Here is a 16,205-nt window from a genome sequence, read left to right on the forward strand (position 1 = left end):
GAGGGGTGTGGGCACAGAAGGTCAGAAGTCTTGCGGTTGTTCGTCAGCACGCCTTTGTCAGAACTGGGCCAGAGCCGGCGCGTTAAGCTCTTGTCATGTTCGGACGCCGCGTTCCCGTCAAGTATGTGCTGCTGTTCAGTGTGCTGTTGGCGCTGGTCTGCGGCGGTATTGCCATTTACTTCGCCCAACAACGCAGTTGGATCGCCACCGCTCTGCTGGGCGTGCTGGCCATCTGGTTTGCCGTAGACGCCCTCCGCGCCTGGAGCTGGAAGAAGAAGTAAGCCCCAGAGCGCCTAGACTGCACTGATGAGATTGCACTGATGAGATTAGGCCCATGAGCGGCGTCATCTGGCTGGCTTTAGACGGCGTGGGCCACCCCGAAGACGCGCCGAGCGGCTCGGTCTGGGAACAAGACTTACCCACCCTGCGCCCCATCATTGACGCTGGGCTCGCGCTCGACACCACTTTAGGCGTCGCGGGCCTGCCACAGTCCGGCACCGGCCAGAGCTGCTGGCTGACCGGACAAGACGCGGTGCGGCGGATGGGCAAAGGCGGCGCGGGCGAACACTTCGGGCCCCACCCCGGCCCCACCCTGCAAGCCCTCCTGCGTGAGTCGGCGCTGCCGGTACGCTTAAAGCAGGCGGGCCTGAGCGCGGCGCTGCTCAACTTTTATCCGCAAGGTTACTTTGCCGCTCACGCCAAACGCCCCCGCTACGGCTGTTTTCCGTTCAGCTTTTTGGCGGCAGGCTTGGCCCTCAATCCGCCCGACTTGCCCAGCATTTCCCCGACCTTGGGCCTGCGTTACGGCTCACCGTGGACAGCCACGCAGACCTTGAGCGAGTTGGCTCACGCGGGCGAAGAAGTGGCGCGGGCAGCCCAGCACCGCGATTTATTGGTGCTGGATTTGTGGCTCAGCGACCTGCTCGGCCACGAAGGCAAACCGGACGCGCCGCCGGAACTGGGCGCGGCGGGTCGGCGCTACATGCAGCACCTCGACGCTTTTTTGGGCGGCGTCCTCGGCGCAGGCGGGCGGGCCGTCATCAGCAGCGATCACGGCAACTTTGAAGATTTGCGCGTCAAGTCGCATACCACCGCGCGGGTGCCGTTTGCGGGCAGCGGCGTGGACTTGGGCCGTCCCCGCGACATCATGCAGGCGGGAGCAGTGATGGCCGGTTGGTTCGGGCTGCTTGAGCGGGTAGGCGGCTGACAGGGGAATGCAAGACGCCTTTTCATAAACTGTTTTTGCCGTTCAGGCACCTTCAAAAAGTCAGCCCTGCGGATTTGAGCTGAGTCACCGCTCCTGACTGAGCGCCGCATCCACCCACCGCTTCCGCTTCTGCGAGTTGCCGTGATCTGGGCGTCATGTTGCGTGAGAATGACCGAACTTGAAATGGTTTTCGACCAAGGAGAAACATGACTGTCAATGAACATGCTGCGTTCCATTTGAGTTCTCGCCGCAGGGCCTATTTCGTTCTGTTATCGGCTGCACTTGTTTACGGCGCTGCCCAAGCTGAAAGTGCCACAACCAAAACCACCGCCGTCAACACCGCTTCGCCGATGACTTGGCAAGCCGTTCAGCAGCAAAGCGATAAAAACCGAGTCAAAATTGGCGTTACCTTTGACAAAGTCGACGCCGACGGCTACATCATCCTCAAATACGGCTCGGTCATGCTCAAAACCCGTTTGGCCGGCGTCAAGGTCAGAACCGCTTTGGCAGGCGTTTTGAACATGTACGTGCCGGAAGGAGCCAGAATCCAAGCTGAAATCGTGGAGAAAGGCAAGATTCAAAGCGTAGTGCTGTGGAAAAACGGCAAGAATCTCAACGAGCAATTGATGATGGACGGCGTAGCGGTAGGCATTCGTTAAGGCCAAACAAGCCAACCCCCGCCATCTGGCGTATGCGTCATTTACGCTCTAGGCGTAGTCTAAACAGATGTCTGCGCCCGCTGCTTCTTCCGCTCCAGCCCTCAGAGTGCTGGGAACTTATCTGCTGCCGATGTGGCCGCGTGTACTGCTGCTGGCCGCCCTGCTGATCGGCAGCGTGCTGCTGACCCTGACTTTGCCGCAACTGATCGCCCGTTTTGTCGATACGGCGACGGCGGCGCTCGGCAAAAACGGAGTGGGCCTGGGCGCTTTACCCAGCCTGACCCGCCTGAGCCTGAGCTATATCGGCGTGGCCCTGGTGGTGCAGCTGCTCTCGGCGGGCGCAACTTATCTGGGAGCCATCATCGGTTGGAGCGCCACCAACCGCCTGCGCAGCGACTTACTGGCCCACCTGCTCTCGCTGGACATGAGCTACCACAAAGAGCGCACCCCCGGCGAAATGATCGAGCGCATCGACGGCGACGTCACAGCGCTCAGCAACTTTTTTTCGCAGTTCGCGGTGCGGGTTTTCGGGGCGGCTTTGCTGCTGACCGGCAGTGTAGTGATGTTTTTCAGAGAAGAAGCCTGGCTGGGCCTCGGCGTGCTGGCTTTCGTGGCGCTGACGCTCTACGGCATGAACCACGTGCGGCGGCGCGGCATCGAACCCACCCGCCACGAGCGCGAGGGCAGCGCCAAAATGTTCGGTTTTATTGAAGAGCGCTTGTCGGGCTTAGACGACGTGCGCTCACTCGGCGGCGGCGAGTACACCCTCCGCAAGTTTTTGGGCGTGCAGCGCGGCTATTTTCAGCGGCTGATGACGGCGGGCGTCGAGCGGACAGCGGTCTGGCAATTCAGCATGCTGATGTTTACCCTCGGCTACGTCGGCGTCATCGGCGCGGCGGTGGGCCTGTACGGCTCGGGCGCGATCACCATCGGCACGGCGCTGCTGCTCTACCAGTACATGAGCATGGTCGAAGAGCCGATTGACCAGCTTACCCAGCAGCTTCAAGACGTGCAAAAAGCCGGGGCCAGCTTGCTTAGGGTCGGTGAAATCCTGAGCCTGACGTCCGCGTTGCCGTCCGGCACACAGCACTTGCCCGCCGGAGCACTGTCCCTGGAATTCGAGGACGTGTCGTTTGCTTACGAAGGCGAGGACGACGCCCGCGTGCTGAGCCACCTCACCTTCACGCTCAGCGCGGGCCGCACCCTGGGCTTACTCGGACGTACCGGCAGCGGCAAATCCACCCTGACCCGCTTGGTGTCGCGCCTCTACGATCCGACTTCCGGCCGCGTCAAGCTGGGCGGCGTGTCGACTGTGGACGCCGATCTGACCTCGCTGAGAAGCCGAATCGCGGTGGTGACTCAAGACGTGCAACTCTTTCAAGCTTCGGTGCGTGACAACCTGACTTTTTTCGACGCCCACATCCCCGACGAGCGGGTGCGGGAAGCGCTGGCCGAAGTCGGCTTACTGGGCTGGGCTGAGAGCTTGCCCGAGGGCCTGAGTACCCGTTTGCCAGCCGGCAGCTTGTCGGCGGGCGAAGCGCAACTGCTGGCCTTTGCCCGCGTGATGCTGCAAGACCCCGGCGTGATTTTGCTCGACGAACCCAGCAGCCGCCTCGATCCGGCCACCGAGGCCCGCTTGACGGCGGCCATGCAGCGCCTCCTGACCAGCCGCAGCGCCGTCGTGATTGCCCACCGCCTCGACACGGTGGCCCGCGCCGACGACATTTTGGTGCTGGGCGCGGGAAAAGTGCTGGAATTTGGCGCACGTGAGCAACTGGCCCGCGACCCCAACAGCCAGTACGCCAAGCTGCTGGCCGCCGCCCAGTACAGCGAACTCGACGACTTGCCCGACGATTTGGCTGCCGAAATCCGTGAGGTGCTGGCATGAGCGCTCCCGCTTCTTCCAAAGTGGCCTCTCCAACACTCGCCACCTCCCCGACAGCTGCCGAAGTCCCGACCCTCAAGCTGATGCGCCGCTTGTTTGCCTACAAGCCTGCGCTGTTTGCCTTCAACGTGGCGGCGTGGAGCAGCTTTCACACTTTGCCCGCCATTTTCAGCTATTTTGTCTCAAGAATTTTTGCGCACTTGGGCGAGGCCCAGACTTTAGGAAACGGGGCGCTTGGCAGCGCGGGCCAAGCAGCCTCGGTTCGGCAAACCGCGATCACGGCGGCTTGGCTGGCCGTCGCGTACTTCGCCGCCGCCCGCTTTGCCCGCTTCGGGGTGTTTTACTTCGCGGTTCGGGCGTGGTTTAAGATTTGGTTTACCTTAGACGCTTTACTGCGCCGCAATTTGCTGGCCCACCTGCTGCTGGCCTCCGGTTCGCGCCGCCTCCCCGACACCCCCGCCGAGGCGGTCAGCCGCTTCCGCGACGACGTGGACGACGTAGCCGCCAACACCGAAGCCTGGATAGACGCAGGCGGATTCCTGCTTTACAGCATGATTGCCATCACCTTGATGTGGCAAGTCGATTCCACCATCACCTTGGTGATCTGCGCTCCGCTGCTGCTGGTCATCGTTTTCGTGCAGCGCCTCACGCCGCAGATTCGCAGTTACCGCCGCCGGATGCGTCAGGCCACCGCCCGCGTCACCGACTTTATCGGCGAAACGTTCGGGGCCGTCAGCGCCGTCAAGCTCTCGGCGCGTGAGACGCAGATGGTGGGGCACCTCAGCGACTTGGGCGAAACCCGCAAGGCGGCGGCGCTGAAAGACGTGCTGCTGACCGAGCTGATCAAAGGCGTCAACATCAACATGATCAACCTCGGCGTGGGCGCGGTGCTGCTGCTGGGCGCAAACCTGATTTTAGGCGGGCGGATGACCATCGGCGATTTCGTGCTGTTTTTCGCCCTGCTGCCGCGCCTGACCGGCTCGATGGGCTACTTCGGCGACATGATCGCCCGTCACCGCCGCACTGGAGTCAGCTTTGAGCGGATGCAGCGCCTCCTGCAAGACGCGCCGATGAGCGAAATGGTGGCCCACCACCCGCTCTACCTGGACAACAAGCAATTGGAGGGCGGGCCGCCGGCCGTGCCCCCACGCCGTGAAGCCGCGCCGTTTGAGAGCTTGCAGGTGCGTCACCTCAGCGCCGTGCATGACAGCGGGCGCGGCATACTCGACGCTTCGTTTGACCTCAAACGCGGCGAATTCGTGGTGATCACCGGACGCATCGGCAGCGGCAAGAGCACCTTGGTTCGCGCCCTGCTGGGCCTGATTCCGGCGGGCGGCGAGATCACTTGGAATGGGGACGTCGTCAGCGATCCCGCTTCATTTTTTGTGCCGCCCCGCAGCGCTTACACCGCGCAGTTGCCGCAACTGTTCAGCGACAGCCTGAGAGACAACGTGCTGATGGGCGCACCCGACGAAGACGGCAGCGCTCTGGCACAGGCGCTTAAATTGGCCGTCATGCAGCAGGATTTGAGCGAGTTGCCGCAGGGCTTATCGACCCAGGTCGGAGCGCGGGGCGTCAAATTGTCGGGCGGGCAACTCCAGCGCTCAGCTGTGGCGCGGATGCTGGCGCAGCAAGCGGATCTGCTGATCTTTGACGACGTCTCGAGCGCCCTCGACGCCGAAACCGAGCGCCAACTCTGGGCGGGCTTGGCGGGCGAACTCCCCGACGCCACCTGCTTGGTTGTCTCGCACCGCCGCGCCGCCCTGCTGCGGGCCGACCGGATCATCGTGCTGGACGAAGGCCGCGTGGTCGATCAAGGCCAGTTGGGCGAGCTGCTTTCCCGCAGCGCACAAATGCAGGCGCTGTGGAGTGGCGAAGTGGAGAGCGCAGAAGTAGAAAGCGCGGAAACCAACCTTGGCGAGCAGACCGGACTGGCTCCCAACCTTTAAGGCTGACGCGCTCACCCTGTCATAGCGGCGTCAGGTTCACCCGTTAAATTAAGGCTGAGCAGCGCCGCCGCCGCCCAGTTGGGGGGTCAAGCGTTGCCCCCTAACGTGAAAGTTGGTGAACGGCTTACCAGACCGTAGACTGTACCAGCGTCTAAACGCTTACTGAGCGGTGAGTAAAATTCTGTAAAAGTGTCGGTATTTATGATGATGAAACGCCCCGCCCTGATTTTCCTTTTCGCTATGTTGCTGCCCGCCAGCGCAGGGGCGCTGCAAGTCATTGTCTGGGACAGAGATTTGCAGACTAAGCTCGGCTACGGTGAAGTCAGTGCCAGCAAACTCAATTTGCAACTCGTGACCGATTACAACGGCCCAGTGGTGGTTCTCTTTGCCCGCGACAGCACTGAAAAGAATGCTTACAGCGGCTTGGCCCCCCGCTATGACGGCCTCCTTAAAAATGGCCTCCTCAATATCAATGTCCCCGACAACACCGAGAATGTGACGCTGAGTAAATTCTTGGGTAGCTTTAAACTGAGCTTGTCGGTGCAGAGTGCCGGGCAAAACGTGACCTTGCCGGGCCTCAAAACCGCGCCTGAAAAAGATCCCAAGAAGTAACATTCACTGACCTGCTTTCCCGTCTCCCCCGCCCGCGCTTCCCAAAGGAGTGGTTATGCTCTCACAGATTTTGATTGTCGAGGACGATCCCCATTTGGGGCCGCTGCTGCGCGATTACCTCAGCGCGGATTATCAGGTCTTTCACGCCGCCACCTTAGCCGAGGCCCAAAACTGGCTGGGAACGCACAGCGCCCAACTGATTTTGCTCGATCTCAACTTGCCCGACGGCAACGGCCTCGACTTGGTGCAGTCGCTGCGGCAGTACAGCTCGACGCCGGTTTTGGTGCTCTCAGCCCGCAGTCACGTGCAGGAGCGGGTCGCGGGGCTCAACGCCGGAGCCGACGATTACCTCACCAAGCCGTTTGCCATGCCCGAACTCGACGCCCGCATCAGCGCTCTCTTGCGCCGAACCGCTTCGGGCGGCAGCGTCAATCTGGGCAACACCAGCTTGTCGACGAGTAGCTTGACGCTCACCGCCGAGGAGCAGCATGTCAACCTGACCGAGCATGAGTCGCGCATTCTGGAGCTGATGATGAGGACGCCCGAGCGGGTCTTTTCGCGGGCCGACATCGAATCTCACCTCTACGGCTGGGAAACGCCCAACTCCAACAGCGTGGAAGTGCGGATTTCGCAGCTGCGCAAAAAACTGGAGTCGGTGGGCAGCACCCTGAGGGTTCGCACCATCCGCAACGTCGGCTACGTCTTGCAGGCGTAAGCGTCAGCGCCGAATACCGAGTTCGGCACGCCGCCGAGCTTCACCTTTACACAACAGATTGAGCCGGAAGCCTGACGATTACAGGTTTCCGGCTTGCGTGTGACCCAGACGTTTAGTCTCCTTACTGTGCAACTCGGCCCACCGCACCCGCAAGGCCCATAGCGTGAGCAAATTCTTTGGATCGAACTTCACCGCCCGCGCCGCATTCCGCTATCCTGAACGCACGTTTCGGGAGGAAGGACATGCAAAATTACCAGCAGGGAGAACGTTTTTTTGATGAGATGTTTACCCCGGACGGCGCGGTCAGGCCCCATTATCAGGGCGTGCAAGCGTATTTAGAGCGCCTCGGTGTCCCGGAATTCGAGCGGCGGCGCTCCCTGCTCGACTTGGCGTTTCGCAACCAAGGCATCACCTTTACCGTCTACGGCGACAGCGCCGGAACCGAGCGCACCTTTCCGTTTGATCCGGTGCCGCGCATCATCCCGGCGAGCGAGTGGGCCACTTTGGAAGCGGGCCTGACTCAGCGTGTCAAGGCCCTCAACGCCTTTTTGCGCGACATTTACAGCGACGCCCAAATTCTCAAAGAAGGAATCATCCCCAGCGAGTTGGTGTACTCGTCGAGCCACTTCCGGCGCGAAGTTCACGGCCTCAAAGTGCCGCTGGGCGTGTACACCCACATCGTCGGCAGCGATTTGATCCGCGACGAGCAGGGCAACTATCTGGTCTTGGAAGACAATTTGCGCTCGCCCAGCGGCGTGAGCTACCTGCTGGCCAACCGCGCCGCCATGACCCGCATCTATCCGGGCATGTTCGATTCGCAGGGCGTACGGACGGTGCAGCACTACCCCAACGAGCTGCTGCGCGTTCTCAGTTCGCTCAGCCCGCGTGCGCCGGAAGCCACCGTGGTGCTGCTGACGCCGGGCATGTACAACAGCGCTTACTTTGAGCACGCTTACCTCGCTCAGCAGATGGGCGTCGAACTCGTCGAGGGCCGCGATTTGTTTGTGGACAATGGCCGCGTCTGGATGCGGACCACCAACGGGCGCACCCAAGTGGACGTGATCTACCGCCGCGTCGACGATGAATTCCTCGATCCGCTGACCTTCCGGCGCGACTCGGCGCTGGGCGTGCCGGGACTGGTGGAGGTCTACCGTCAGGGACGAGTCGCCATTGCCAACGCCATCGGCGCGGGCGTGGCCGACGACAAAGCCGTTTACGCCTACGTGCCGCAGATGATCGAGTACTACCTCGGTGAGAAGGCCATCTTGGGCAACGTCCCCACTTATTTGGGCTGGGACAAAGACCAACTCGGATACATCCTCGAAAACGCCTCGGAACTAGTGATCAAGGCAGTGGGCGAGGCGGGCGGCTACGGCATGCTGATCGGCCCGGCCTCCACCCAGCAAGAAGTGGCAGACTTCTTGGTGCAGGTGCGCGAAAATCCCCGCAACTACATCGGACAGCCGGTGGTGGGCTTGTCGCGTCACCCCACCTTCTACACGGATTCCGGCGACTTTGAAGCGGCTCACGTGGATTTGCGCCCTTATATTTTGGTGGGAAAAGACGTTTCCATTATCCCCGGCGGCCTGACGCGGGTGGCGCTCAAGCGCGGCTCGTTGGTGGTCAACTCCTCGCAGGGCGGCGGCTCCAAAGACACCTGGGTGCTGGATCACGACGGCCCAGTGAACGCCCAGATTCAGAGCCAGTTTCAAGGTGCGCCGCTGCAAGGCGGCCTCGTTTCGCCGGGTCAGCCGCACTGGCCGCTGGGCGGAGCGTCGGGGCCAGCCCAGCGCCACTTGCAAAACGCGCCTCTGGACGAGGCCGCAGCGGGCCAGTCGCAATCGCAGAGCCAGTCACAAAGCGGGGGCGGCACTCAGAGTCAAAGCCAAGCGCAGCAAGGGGAGCACGAGCCGCCGCTGGGCGCTTTGACCCTCAACTCAGCCGAGCTGCCCGCCGAGGACACCCACCAGCAGCACCGCTTTTTGCCGGGAACCGAACTGCCCGAGCAGCTCGCCGAGCAAAGCGGCCACGTGGGGGTTGCCCATTCAGATCAAGTCCCCGACCCCGCCACCGTGCCGGGCATCGAACAACCCGATCAGCAAGGAGACGTGTAATGCTCTCGCGCTTAGCCGAATCGCTGTACTGGATTGGCCGCTACGTCGAGCGGGCCGAGAACACCGCCCGCCTGCTCAACGTCAACTATTACGCCACCCTGGAAGCGGGCGGGCGGGTCAGCGAAGAGTGGCGGCCCCTGTTGGAGATTTCCGGCACAAAGGCCGGATTTGCCGAGCACTATGGCCGCGCCGATGCCCACAGCGTGGCGGCTTGGCTAGCCTTCGACCGCCGCAATCCGTCGAGTATTGCGTCGAGCCTCTCCCGCGCCCGCGAAAATGCGCGAGGCCTGCGCGACCGGATTCCCAGCGAGATGTGGGAAGAACTCAACCTGGCTTACCTCAATCTGTGCTTCCAGAATGTAGACGTGCTGGCCAGCGACGGTCTGTTCGAATACTGCTCGGCGGCCCGCGACGCTTCGCAGATGTTTTTCGGCATCGCTTTTGCCACGTTGCCGCGCGACGAAGGCTGGTCGTTTATGCGGGCAGGTCAAATGCTCGAGCGCGGCGACAATTTGCTGCGGCTCCTACAGGTGCGCTACAGCGTCCGCAGCCCCAGCACCCCCGCACAGGCCGCCGTGGACAACCACCGCTGGATGGCGGTGCTCAAAACGGTCTCGGCGTACGAGGCTTACCGCAAAAGCGAACACGGCGGCCTCGACCCGCGCACCATCGCCAAGTTCTTGCTGCTCAACGGTTACTTTCCGCGCAGCGTGCGCTACTGCGGCGAGAACTTGCACGACGCTTTGGCCCAGATCGAGCGCATTCATCCCAAGTCTCATCCCGAGCTGCTGCGCGAGGCCAAATGGCTGATGGCCCGCTTGGAACACGCCAATGTGGACGACATCTTAGAGCGGCAGTCTCCCGATTTAGACACCTTGCTGAGCGACTTCAACGCCGTCGGCTACGCGATTTACGCGGCCTATTTCACGGTTTGAATGCCTCTGCTTTCACGAACCCGCAGCTCCCGGCGCGGCGAAGCGTACAGGTTTTGTCAGGGAGACTGGCTTCCCCTCTTTTGAGAACAGGTGGGCGCAGGCAAGCGGACAGGCCGGCCACTTGAAGTCGTCAACCCAGCGGCGTTCTGGTTCATGACCTGTTTTGCCCGCCGTTTTCCCGTATCCTCACCGGAGAGTTATGCGCGCCGATATACGTCACGTCACCGAATACGCCTATAAAGAACCCGCTTGGGATTCGTTTAACGAAGTGCGCCTGCATCCAGAAGCCAGCGCCCGCCAGCAACTCAAGAGCTTCCATTTGCTGGTGGATCCGGAGGCGAGCAGCGTCACCACCCACCGCGATTATTTCGGCTCCATCGTGCATCACGTTCACGTTCACGAACGCCACCGGGTGCTGCGAATTGAGGCGCAGGCGCTGGTCACCACCAAGCCGCTGACAGTGCCGCCGCCCGTGCCGCTGAGCGCCCTCGACGATCTGCGCAGCGAAGTCACCGAGTTTTTGATTGCCAGCCCGCGCGTGCCCAAAGGCGACTGGCCCGAGATCTTCGGCGTGGCCCGCCCCGGCCCCAACGATGATCTCTCGGCTTTTTTAACCGACTTGACCCACCAATTTTTTCAGCAGTTCAGCTACAAGCCCGGAGCCACCAGCGTCCGCACCACCATTCAGGAGTTTGCCAAGTTGCAGCAGGGCGTTTGCCAAGACTTTACCCACGCCATGCTGGGAGTCTGCCGCACGCTGGGCATCCCGGCCCGCTACGTCAGCGGCTACCTGTATTCCGGCGGCGAGATGATCGGCGCAGACGCCACCCATGCCTGGCCAGAAGTGCTGATCCCCGGCGCGGGCTGGGTGGGCTTCGATCCGACCAACGACGTGCTGGCCGGAGAAAAACACATCAAGATCGGTCACGGGCGCGATTACCCTGACGTGTCGCCCGTGCGCGGCACCTTTTACGGCGGCGGGCAGGGCCGCTTGGACGTGGAAGTGCGGGTCTACGGTGAGCAGCAGCAGTAAAAAGCAGCTCTTCAGCGAAAAGCCGCCGCCTTAACTGAAAGGGCGGCGGCTTTGGTTTGCAGGAGGGTTAAACGCCGCTGAGGACAGCTCTAGCGATAAAGAGGCTGGCCAAAAAGCCGCCGACAATCAAAGAAACCAAGAAATAGGCCACGCCAGATAAAACCAAGAGCGCGAGCGCTTCGCCGTTGGTGCGAATATTCATGCTGGACTGCACCGCCAGAAAGCCGAAATACATATTAGCCAAGGCGATCAAAATGGCAGCCAGAAAGCCGATAATGGGAATAATACCAATCAAAGTCCCCAGAATACTCATAGGCACAAAGAAGAGTGAGAAAGTGTAGGCAACTTCAGCGTAGGTCCCTGTTCCTTTGAAAAGCGCCTTGCCGATGTAATAAACCGCTCCAGTGAAAACAGCAAAGCCCAGCGGAACGAGAATAAGACGCGTGAAGAGCTGGCCGAAAAAAGTAACCTCACTGTGGAAGAGCGCGAAGAAAGCGGCAATCAGCGCCGATACCACCGCCGCGACCATCACGTAGATGTAGGCTTGCTGCACGCCGCCCCGCTGTTCAAAGCGCTCGAAAGTGGCGACGCTCGGCTGGCTGAGTACCGCTGTACTTTGGCTGAACATATTTTGGATGCTGGCCGTGATCTGGGGAGACTTTTGCATACTGCTAATTATGAAGGCTGGGTCGTCAAAGTTCCGTCAAGAGCTTGGGCAAAACTTGAACGTTCTCAAATTGTTGACGGCACAATCCGACTTGGCCCTTCTGTTTGGGCCGTAATTTGCGCTAAGCTGGCGGGATGCTTAAGGTCGAGTCCGAGTACACGCCCGCAGGCGATCAGCCAACCGCCATTCGCAGCTTGGTAGACGGCCTAGACAGCGGTCTGCGCTTTCAGACCCTCCTCGGCGCGACGGGCACCGGTAAAACATACAGTGTGGCCCAAGTCATCGAAAAAACCGGACGCCCAGCCCTGATCATGGCTCCCAACAAAATCCTGACGGCCCAACTCGCCGCCGAGTTCCGCGAGTTTTTTCCGACTGCCGCTGTCGAGTTTTTTATCTCGTATTACGATTACTATCAGCCGGAAGCGTACGTGCCGGGCAAAGATTTGTTTATCGAAAAAGACGCCGCCATCAACCAAGAAATCGAGCGGCTGCGCCATTCAGCCACCCGCAACTTGCTGACCCGCCGCGACACTATCGTGGTGGCCTCGGTGAGCTGTATTTACGGCCTCGGTGATCCCGCTGAATACAGAGCACTCAACATTTTGCTGAAAGTCGGCGAGCAGATGAGCCGCGACGAGATGCTGAGCCGTTTGATCTCGATGCAGTATGAGCGCAATGACATCGAACTCTCCGCCGGACGCTTCAGGGCCAAAGGCGAGATCATTGAAATCTGGCCCAGCTATGATGAACAGCCGCTGCGGATTCAACTTTTCGGGGACGAGATCGAGAAAATTCAGATTGTCCATTCGTTGACCGGTGACAAACTCGGTGATCTGGACGCCAGCGTGATCTATCCGGCCAAACACTATGTCGCCAGTGCCAGCAATGTTGAGCGCTCTATTGTTACCATTCAGCAGGAGTTAGACGAGCGGTTGGAATACTTCAACTCAGTGGGTAAATTACTCGAAGCCCAGCGTCTTAAAGAGCGCACCCTCTACGACTTGGAAATGATGAAAGTGTTGGGCTACTGCTCCGGCATTGAAAACTACTCGCGACACGTGGATGGCCGCAGGCCCGGCGAAACGCCCTTCACCATGTTGGATTACTTCCCGGAAGATTTTGTGACGTTCATTGACGAATCACACGTGACAGTGCCACAAATCGGCGGAATGGCCAACGGTGACAGGGCACGCAAGCAAACGCTGGTCGATTACGGCTTCCGGCTGCCCTCGGCCATGGATAACCGCCCGCTGAACTTTCAGGAATTTTTGGAGAAAACGGGTCAAACCGTGTTCGTTTCGGCCACGCCCGGCCCCTTTGAGCGTGAGGTCAGCGACAGCATCGCCGATCAGATTATTCGACCCACCGGACTGGTTGACCCGCCGGTGACGGTGCGCCCGATTCAGGGCCAAATCGACGACTTGCTGGGCATGATTCGGGGCCGCGCCGAAAAAAGCGAGCGGGTGCTCATCACCACGCTGACCAAGCGGATGTCCGAAGACCTCACCGAATACCTGTTGGAGCGTGGCGTGCGTGCCCGCTACATGCACTCGGACATCGATTCGGTCGAGCGCCAAGTCATCATTCGGGATTTGCGGCTGGGTCACTACGACGTGCTGATCGGCATCAACCTTTTGCGCGAAGGACTGGATTTGCCGGAAGTCTCGCTGGTCGCCATTCTGGACGCCGACAAGCCGGGCTTCCTGAGAAGCGAGCGGGCGCTGATTCAGACCATCGGACGGGCGGCCCGCAACGTCGGCGGCGAGGTGATTTTGTACGGCGACAGCATTACCCCCGCCATGAAAAGCGCAATGGACGAAACCGACCGCCGCCGCGAGAAGCAGACCGCCTACAACTTGGAACACGGCATCACCCCGACGACCATCATCAAGGGAGTCAGAAACATCATTCGCGGCGAGGAAGTGGCCGAGTTGCCTGCCTCCGGCGATCTGAGCAATGACCGTGACGCCCTGACCGTTCAACTCACCGATCTTGAGCTGGACATGTGGCAAGCGTCAGAGGACTTGGACTTCGAACTGGCCGCTTCGTTGCGCGACCAAATTCGCAGCATCGAGGCCAAATTGCAGGGCAAGAACTTCGAGCAGCCCACCGTGCCGGGCCAGAAAGTCAGAAAACGCGGGCGGCGCTGAGTCAAAAGTAACGGGCAGCTATATCTCGATTGCCTGAAATCAGTTTCCCGTTGCCCGTGCCGCCGCGTGGCAGCCAATCTCTACTTCGCCTTCCAAGAGTCCCCGCGCTGCCAGCTCGCGCACGACCAATCGACAGTAGGCGTGCAAGACTTCGGGGCTGGCCCAATCTAAAGTCAGCGGCGAGAGGTTGAGACGGCGGGCTTCGGCAGCCAAGTACACTTCAAATTCACTCACCCTCACAGCATAGGAGAAGGGCCGAACAGGGAAACTTGTTCGGCCCTTCTCAGTTGAGTGGCTCGCTCAGTCGAGTAGCTCAGTCGTCAGCAGCGGCTTGACGCATTTCGCGCTCATCGGCCTCGCGCAGCTTACGAATGCCGCGCACGATGCCGATAACGGCAAAGTAACTGATGATCGGCAACACGATGGCCAGAATCCACAAAATCAAGTTGGCGCTGGATTCTTTGAGCACGCCCGACAGCACCAGCTCTGGCCTATAGCCCGCGACGCTGAACACCGCGATCATCACGAAGAAGGCGATCCCCAGCCCCAACCTGACCGGATAATCGGTGGGATTTTCAGCGTAGTACTGGTTTTCACTGCTGCGGTCAATCAGCGGAATGGCGAACAGCAAGCCGATGATGATGCCCGGCATTACCAGCGCACCGAAGAACTCGGCGTTAAAGACTCCGCCCCACAAGTTGAACTCTAGGCTGCCCGGCAAGATCGCCAGGATGCCGAAGACCCACAGCAGGTAAAAGTCCGGCTTGACGATGGGCGACTGGTTGCTGGGCGGCCCGAAGACTTCAACCGGGTGAACCGGAATGAAGGCGGCGAACAACATCACCAAGCCGGTAAAGATCAGCGCCAGCATCAGCATGATGGGGGTCTGCTGGGTAATCAGCGGCACGCCCACGATCTTCTTATACGCCAGCTCTTTGGCGTAGCGGGGCTGGGTGTGCTTTTGCTTGATCATCAGCAGCATGTGCGCCCCAGTCAGGGCCAGCAGAATACCGGGCAGCAACATGATGTGGTAGCCGTAGACCCGCGAGATAATCCCGGGGCCGGGGAACTTGCCCGCAAAGGCCGCTTGGCCGACCCACTCGCCGATCCAGGGGATGCTGGAGGCGATACCCACGACCACTTTGAGGGTGGTGAAGGCGAAGTTGTCGTAGGGCAGGCTGTAACCCGTCACGGCAGTCAGGGCGGTGAAGATGATCAGGAGAAGGCCAATCCACCAATTGATCTCACGCGGCTTTTTGTAAGCGCCGGTGAAATAAATCCGCATCATGTGCATCAGGCCCGCGCCCATCATTAAGTTGGCCATCCAGTGGTGCATCCGGCGCAGCATGTCGCCGAACGGCATGGCATTGATGTTGATGGCGCTCGCCCAAGCGGCGGGCACCAAGTTGGCCGAGGTAGGGTCCATCGGGTTTTTGACCAAGATGGTGCTGGGTTCGTAGAACAGCGCCAAAATTGCGCCAGTCAAGATCAGCACGATTAAGGAGAACAGCGTGATTTCACCCAAGAAAAAGCTGTGGTGAACCGGGAAGGCTTTACGCAAAAACTTATCGTTTAAACGCGAAATGTGAAGCCGCTCGTCGAGCCATTGGTTCATATCGTCTTCGCCTCCTCGAGAAGCGACTTCCAATCGCTCTCGGTCAATCCGTAGTAAGGCCCGTTCAGTGAGCCAGTCGCCATCACGCCGCCCGCGTCAAGCTTGATCGGCAATTGTGGCAACGGTTTGGGCGGTGGCCCACCGATCACCTTGCAGCCTGCACGCGGATCATACGCGCCGGAGTGGCAAGGGCACAAAATAGTTTCAGGTTTGGAGGGGTTGTCGCCGACTTGGCAGCCGAGATGCTGGCAAATGCCGCTGTAAGCCACCACGCCGTCTTGCACGCCTTTGAGGTCAGTGGGAGCCACGATCTCAGCAGGCGGGAACTTGAAGACGATCAACAAGTTATTGGGTTCATCTTTTTTGATGACCGGCTTGCCGTCTTTGTCTTTGCCTTGCGGCCAAGCGCGGGTGATCTTGTCGGTCAGGTCACTGGCTTTGAGTGGCTGGCCGCTTTGGGCTCCCTCGGCGTACACCAAGATGTCTCCCTCGATGGCAGGAACTTTGCCCGCCGTGATCCGGTTGGGAGGCCGCACACCCGCCAGCGCTGTGACGAGGCCGAGGCCGCCCACTGCGCCGGCAGTGCCGAGCGCCACGTTAATAAACTTGCGCCGAGAAATTTCGGGGTCTGCACGTCTGTATTTGGTCATAAGTTCGTCACCAC

At 60.4% G+C, this 16,205-nt stretch carries 15 protein-coding genes; 11 read left to right on the plus strand and 4 right to left on the minus strand.

Annotation, left to right across the window (positions count from 1 at the left end; all coding sequences use genetic code 11):
* The first annotated feature begins 95 nt into the window (after positions 1-95).
* The 10 genes from FNU79_RS13760 to FNU79_RS13805 all read left to right on the plus strand — a co-directional run bounded on the left by FNU79_RS13760 (position 96) and on the right by FNU79_RS13805 (position 11,109).
* Positions 96-281: a hypothetical protein gene (locus FNU79_RS13760; RefSeq protein WP_143721388.1), complete on the plus strand. Its 186-nt coding sequence runs from the start codon at positions 96-98 to the stop codon at positions 279-281.
* A 53-nt stretch (positions 282-334) separates the two neighbouring features.
* Positions 335-1,207, plus strand: a complete 873-nt coding sequence (locus tag FNU79_RS13765; RefSeq protein WP_185974719.1) for a metalloenzyme domain protein — start codon at positions 335-337, stop codon at positions 1,205-1,207.
* 206 nt (positions 1,208-1,413) lie between these two features.
* Positions 1,414-1,866 carry a hypothetical protein gene (locus tag FNU79_RS13770; RefSeq protein ID WP_143721389.1) on the plus strand — a complete coding sequence of 151 codons (453 nt, stop codon included), beginning with the start codon at positions 1,414-1,416 and terminating at the stop codon, positions 1,864-1,866.
* A gap of 67 nt (positions 1,867-1,933) precedes the next feature.
* Positions 1,934-3,754: an ABC transporter ATP-binding protein gene (locus tag FNU79_RS13775; RefSeq protein ID WP_143721390.1), complete on the plus strand. Its 1,821-nt coding sequence runs from the start codon at positions 1,934-1,936 to the stop codon at positions 3,752-3,754.
* Positions 3,751-5,700, plus strand: coding sequence for an ABC transporter ATP-binding protein (locus tag FNU79_RS13780; RefSeq protein ID WP_143721391.1), 1,950 nt, complete (start codon positions 3,751-3,753; stop codon positions 5,698-5,700). Before FNU79_RS13775 ends, FNU79_RS13780 begins: the two co-directional genes overlap by 4 nt.
* Positions 5,701-5,940: 240 nt before the next feature.
* Positions 5,941-6,312 carry a hypothetical protein gene (locus FNU79_RS13785; RefSeq protein ID WP_225430073.1) on the plus strand — a complete coding sequence of 124 codons (372 nt, stop codon included), beginning with the start codon at positions 5,941-5,943 and terminating at the stop codon, positions 6,310-6,312.
* A 55-nt stretch (positions 6,313-6,367) separates the two neighbouring features.
* The gene (locus FNU79_RS13790) at positions 6,368-7,027 is read left to right on the plus strand and encodes a response regulator transcription factor (RefSeq protein WP_124871559.1); all 660 of its coding nucleotides are present in this window, start codon (positions 6,368-6,370) and stop codon (positions 7,025-7,027) included.
* A gap of 242 nt (positions 7,028-7,269) precedes the next feature.
* The gene (locus tag FNU79_RS13795; RefSeq protein WP_143721392.1) at positions 7,270-9,141 is read left to right on the plus strand and encodes a circularly permuted type 2 ATP-grasp protein; all 1,872 of its coding nucleotides are present in this window, start codon (positions 7,270-7,272) and stop codon (positions 9,139-9,141) included.
* Positions 9,141-10,076, plus strand: coding sequence for an alpha-E domain-containing protein (locus FNU79_RS13800; protein WP_143721393.1), 936 nt, complete (start codon positions 9,141-9,143; stop codon positions 10,074-10,076). Before FNU79_RS13795 ends, FNU79_RS13800 begins: the two co-directional genes overlap by 1 nt.
* A gap of 199 nt (positions 10,077-10,275) precedes the next feature.
* Positions 10,276-11,109 carry a transglutaminase family protein gene (locus FNU79_RS13805; RefSeq protein ID WP_143721394.1) on the plus strand — a complete coding sequence of 278 codons (834 nt, stop codon included), beginning with the start codon at positions 10,276-10,278 and terminating at the stop codon, positions 11,107-11,109.
* 67 nt (positions 11,110-11,176) lie between these two features.
* Here FNU79_RS13805 and FNU79_RS13810 read toward each other — a convergent pair whose 3' ends face one another.
* Positions 11,177-11,776: a YIP1 family protein gene (locus FNU79_RS13810; RefSeq protein ID WP_143721395.1), complete on the minus strand. Its 600-nt coding sequence runs from the start codon at positions 11,774-11,776 to the stop codon at positions 11,177-11,179.
* A gap of 134 nt (positions 11,777-11,910) precedes the next feature.
* Here FNU79_RS13810 and uvrB point away from each other — a divergent pair, with 134 nt between their 5' ends.
* Positions 11,911-13,926 carry an excinuclease ABC subunit UvrB gene (gene uvrB, locus FNU79_RS13815; protein WP_143721396.1) on the plus strand — a complete coding sequence of 672 codons (2,016 nt, stop codon included), beginning with the start codon at positions 11,911-11,913 and terminating at the stop codon, positions 13,924-13,926.
* Positions 13,927-13,965: 39 nt separating this feature from the next.
* Here uvrB and FNU79_RS13820 read toward each other — a convergent pair whose 3' ends face one another.
* The 3 genes from FNU79_RS13820 to FNU79_RS13830 all read right to left on the minus strand — a co-directional run bounded on the left by FNU79_RS13820 (position 13,966) and on the right by FNU79_RS13830 (position 16,191).
* Complete coding sequence (locus FNU79_RS13820; protein WP_143721397.1) at positions 13,966-14,160, minus strand: hypothetical protein; 195 nt, start codon at positions 14,158-14,160, stop codon at positions 13,966-13,968.
* A 79-nt stretch (positions 14,161-14,239) separates the two neighbouring features.
* Positions 14,240-15,541, minus strand: a complete 1,302-nt coding sequence (locus tag FNU79_RS13825) for a cytochrome b (RefSeq protein ID WP_124871537.1) — start codon at positions 15,539-15,541, stop codon at positions 14,240-14,242.
* A complete protein-coding gene (locus tag FNU79_RS13830) occupies positions 15,538-16,191 on the minus strand; it encodes a Rieske 2Fe-2S domain-containing protein (protein WP_143721398.1) in 654 nt (217 codons plus the stop codon). Before FNU79_RS13830 ends, FNU79_RS13825 begins: the two co-directional genes overlap by 4 nt.
* Positions 16,192-16,205: the final 14 nt, after the last annotated feature.

This window comes from Deinococcus detaillensis (assembly GCF_007280555.1).
In the GTDB taxonomy this organism is placed as follows: domain Bacteria; phylum Deinococcota; class Deinococci; order Deinococcales; family Deinococcaceae; genus Deinococcus; species Deinococcus detaillensis.

Coding starts and splice junctions, on each gene's coding strand:
- FNU79_RS13795 (WP_143721392.1), top strand. CDS start 7,270: ATGCAAAATTACCAGCAGGGAGAACGTTTTTTTGATGAGATGTTTACC.
- FNU79_RS13790 (WP_124871559.1), top strand. CDS start 6,368: ATGCTCTCACAGATTTTGATTGTCGAGGACGATCCCCATTTGGGGCCG.
- FNU79_RS13760 (WP_143721388.1), top strand. CDS start 96: ATGTTCGGACGCCGCGTTCCCGTCAAGTATGTGCTGCTGTTCAGTGTG.
- FNU79_RS13810 (WP_143721395.1), bottom strand. CDS start 11,776: ATGCAAAAGTCTCCCCAGATCACGGCCAGCATCCAAAATATGTTCAGC.
- FNU79_RS13765 (WP_185974719.1), top strand. CDS start 335: ATGAGCGGCGTCATCTGGCTGGCTTTAGACGGCGTGGGCCACCCCGAA.
- FNU79_RS13780 (WP_143721391.1), top strand. CDS start 3,751: ATGAGCGCTCCCGCTTCTTCCAAAGTGGCCTCTCCAACACTCGCCACC.
- FNU79_RS13800 (WP_143721393.1), top strand. CDS start 9,141: ATGCTCTCGCGCTTAGCCGAATCGCTGTACTGGATTGGCCGCTACGTC.
- FNU79_RS13770 (WP_143721389.1), top strand. CDS start 1,414: ATGACTGTCAATGAACATGCTGCGTTCCATTTGAGTTCTCGCCGCAGG.
- FNU79_RS13785 (WP_225430073.1), top strand. CDS start 5,941: ATGTTGCTGCCCGCCAGCGCAGGGGCGCTGCAAGTCATTGTCTGGGAC.
- FNU79_RS13825 (WP_124871537.1), bottom strand. CDS start 15,541: ATGAACCAATGGCTCGACGAGCGGCTTCACATTTCGCGTTTAAACGAT.
- FNU79_RS13775 (WP_143721390.1), top strand. CDS start 1,934: ATGTCTGCGCCCGCTGCTTCTTCCGCTCCAGCCCTCAGAGTGCTGGGA.
- FNU79_RS13830 (WP_143721398.1), bottom strand. CDS start 16,191: ATGACCAAATACAGACGTGCAGACCCCGAAATTTCTCGGCGCAAGTTT.
- uvrB (WP_143721396.1), top strand. CDS start 11,911: ATGCTTAAGGTCGAGTCCGAGTACACGCCCGCAGGCGATCAGCCAACC.
- FNU79_RS13805 (WP_143721394.1), top strand. CDS start 10,276: ATGCGCGCCGATATACGTCACGTCACCGAATACGCCTATAAAGAACCC.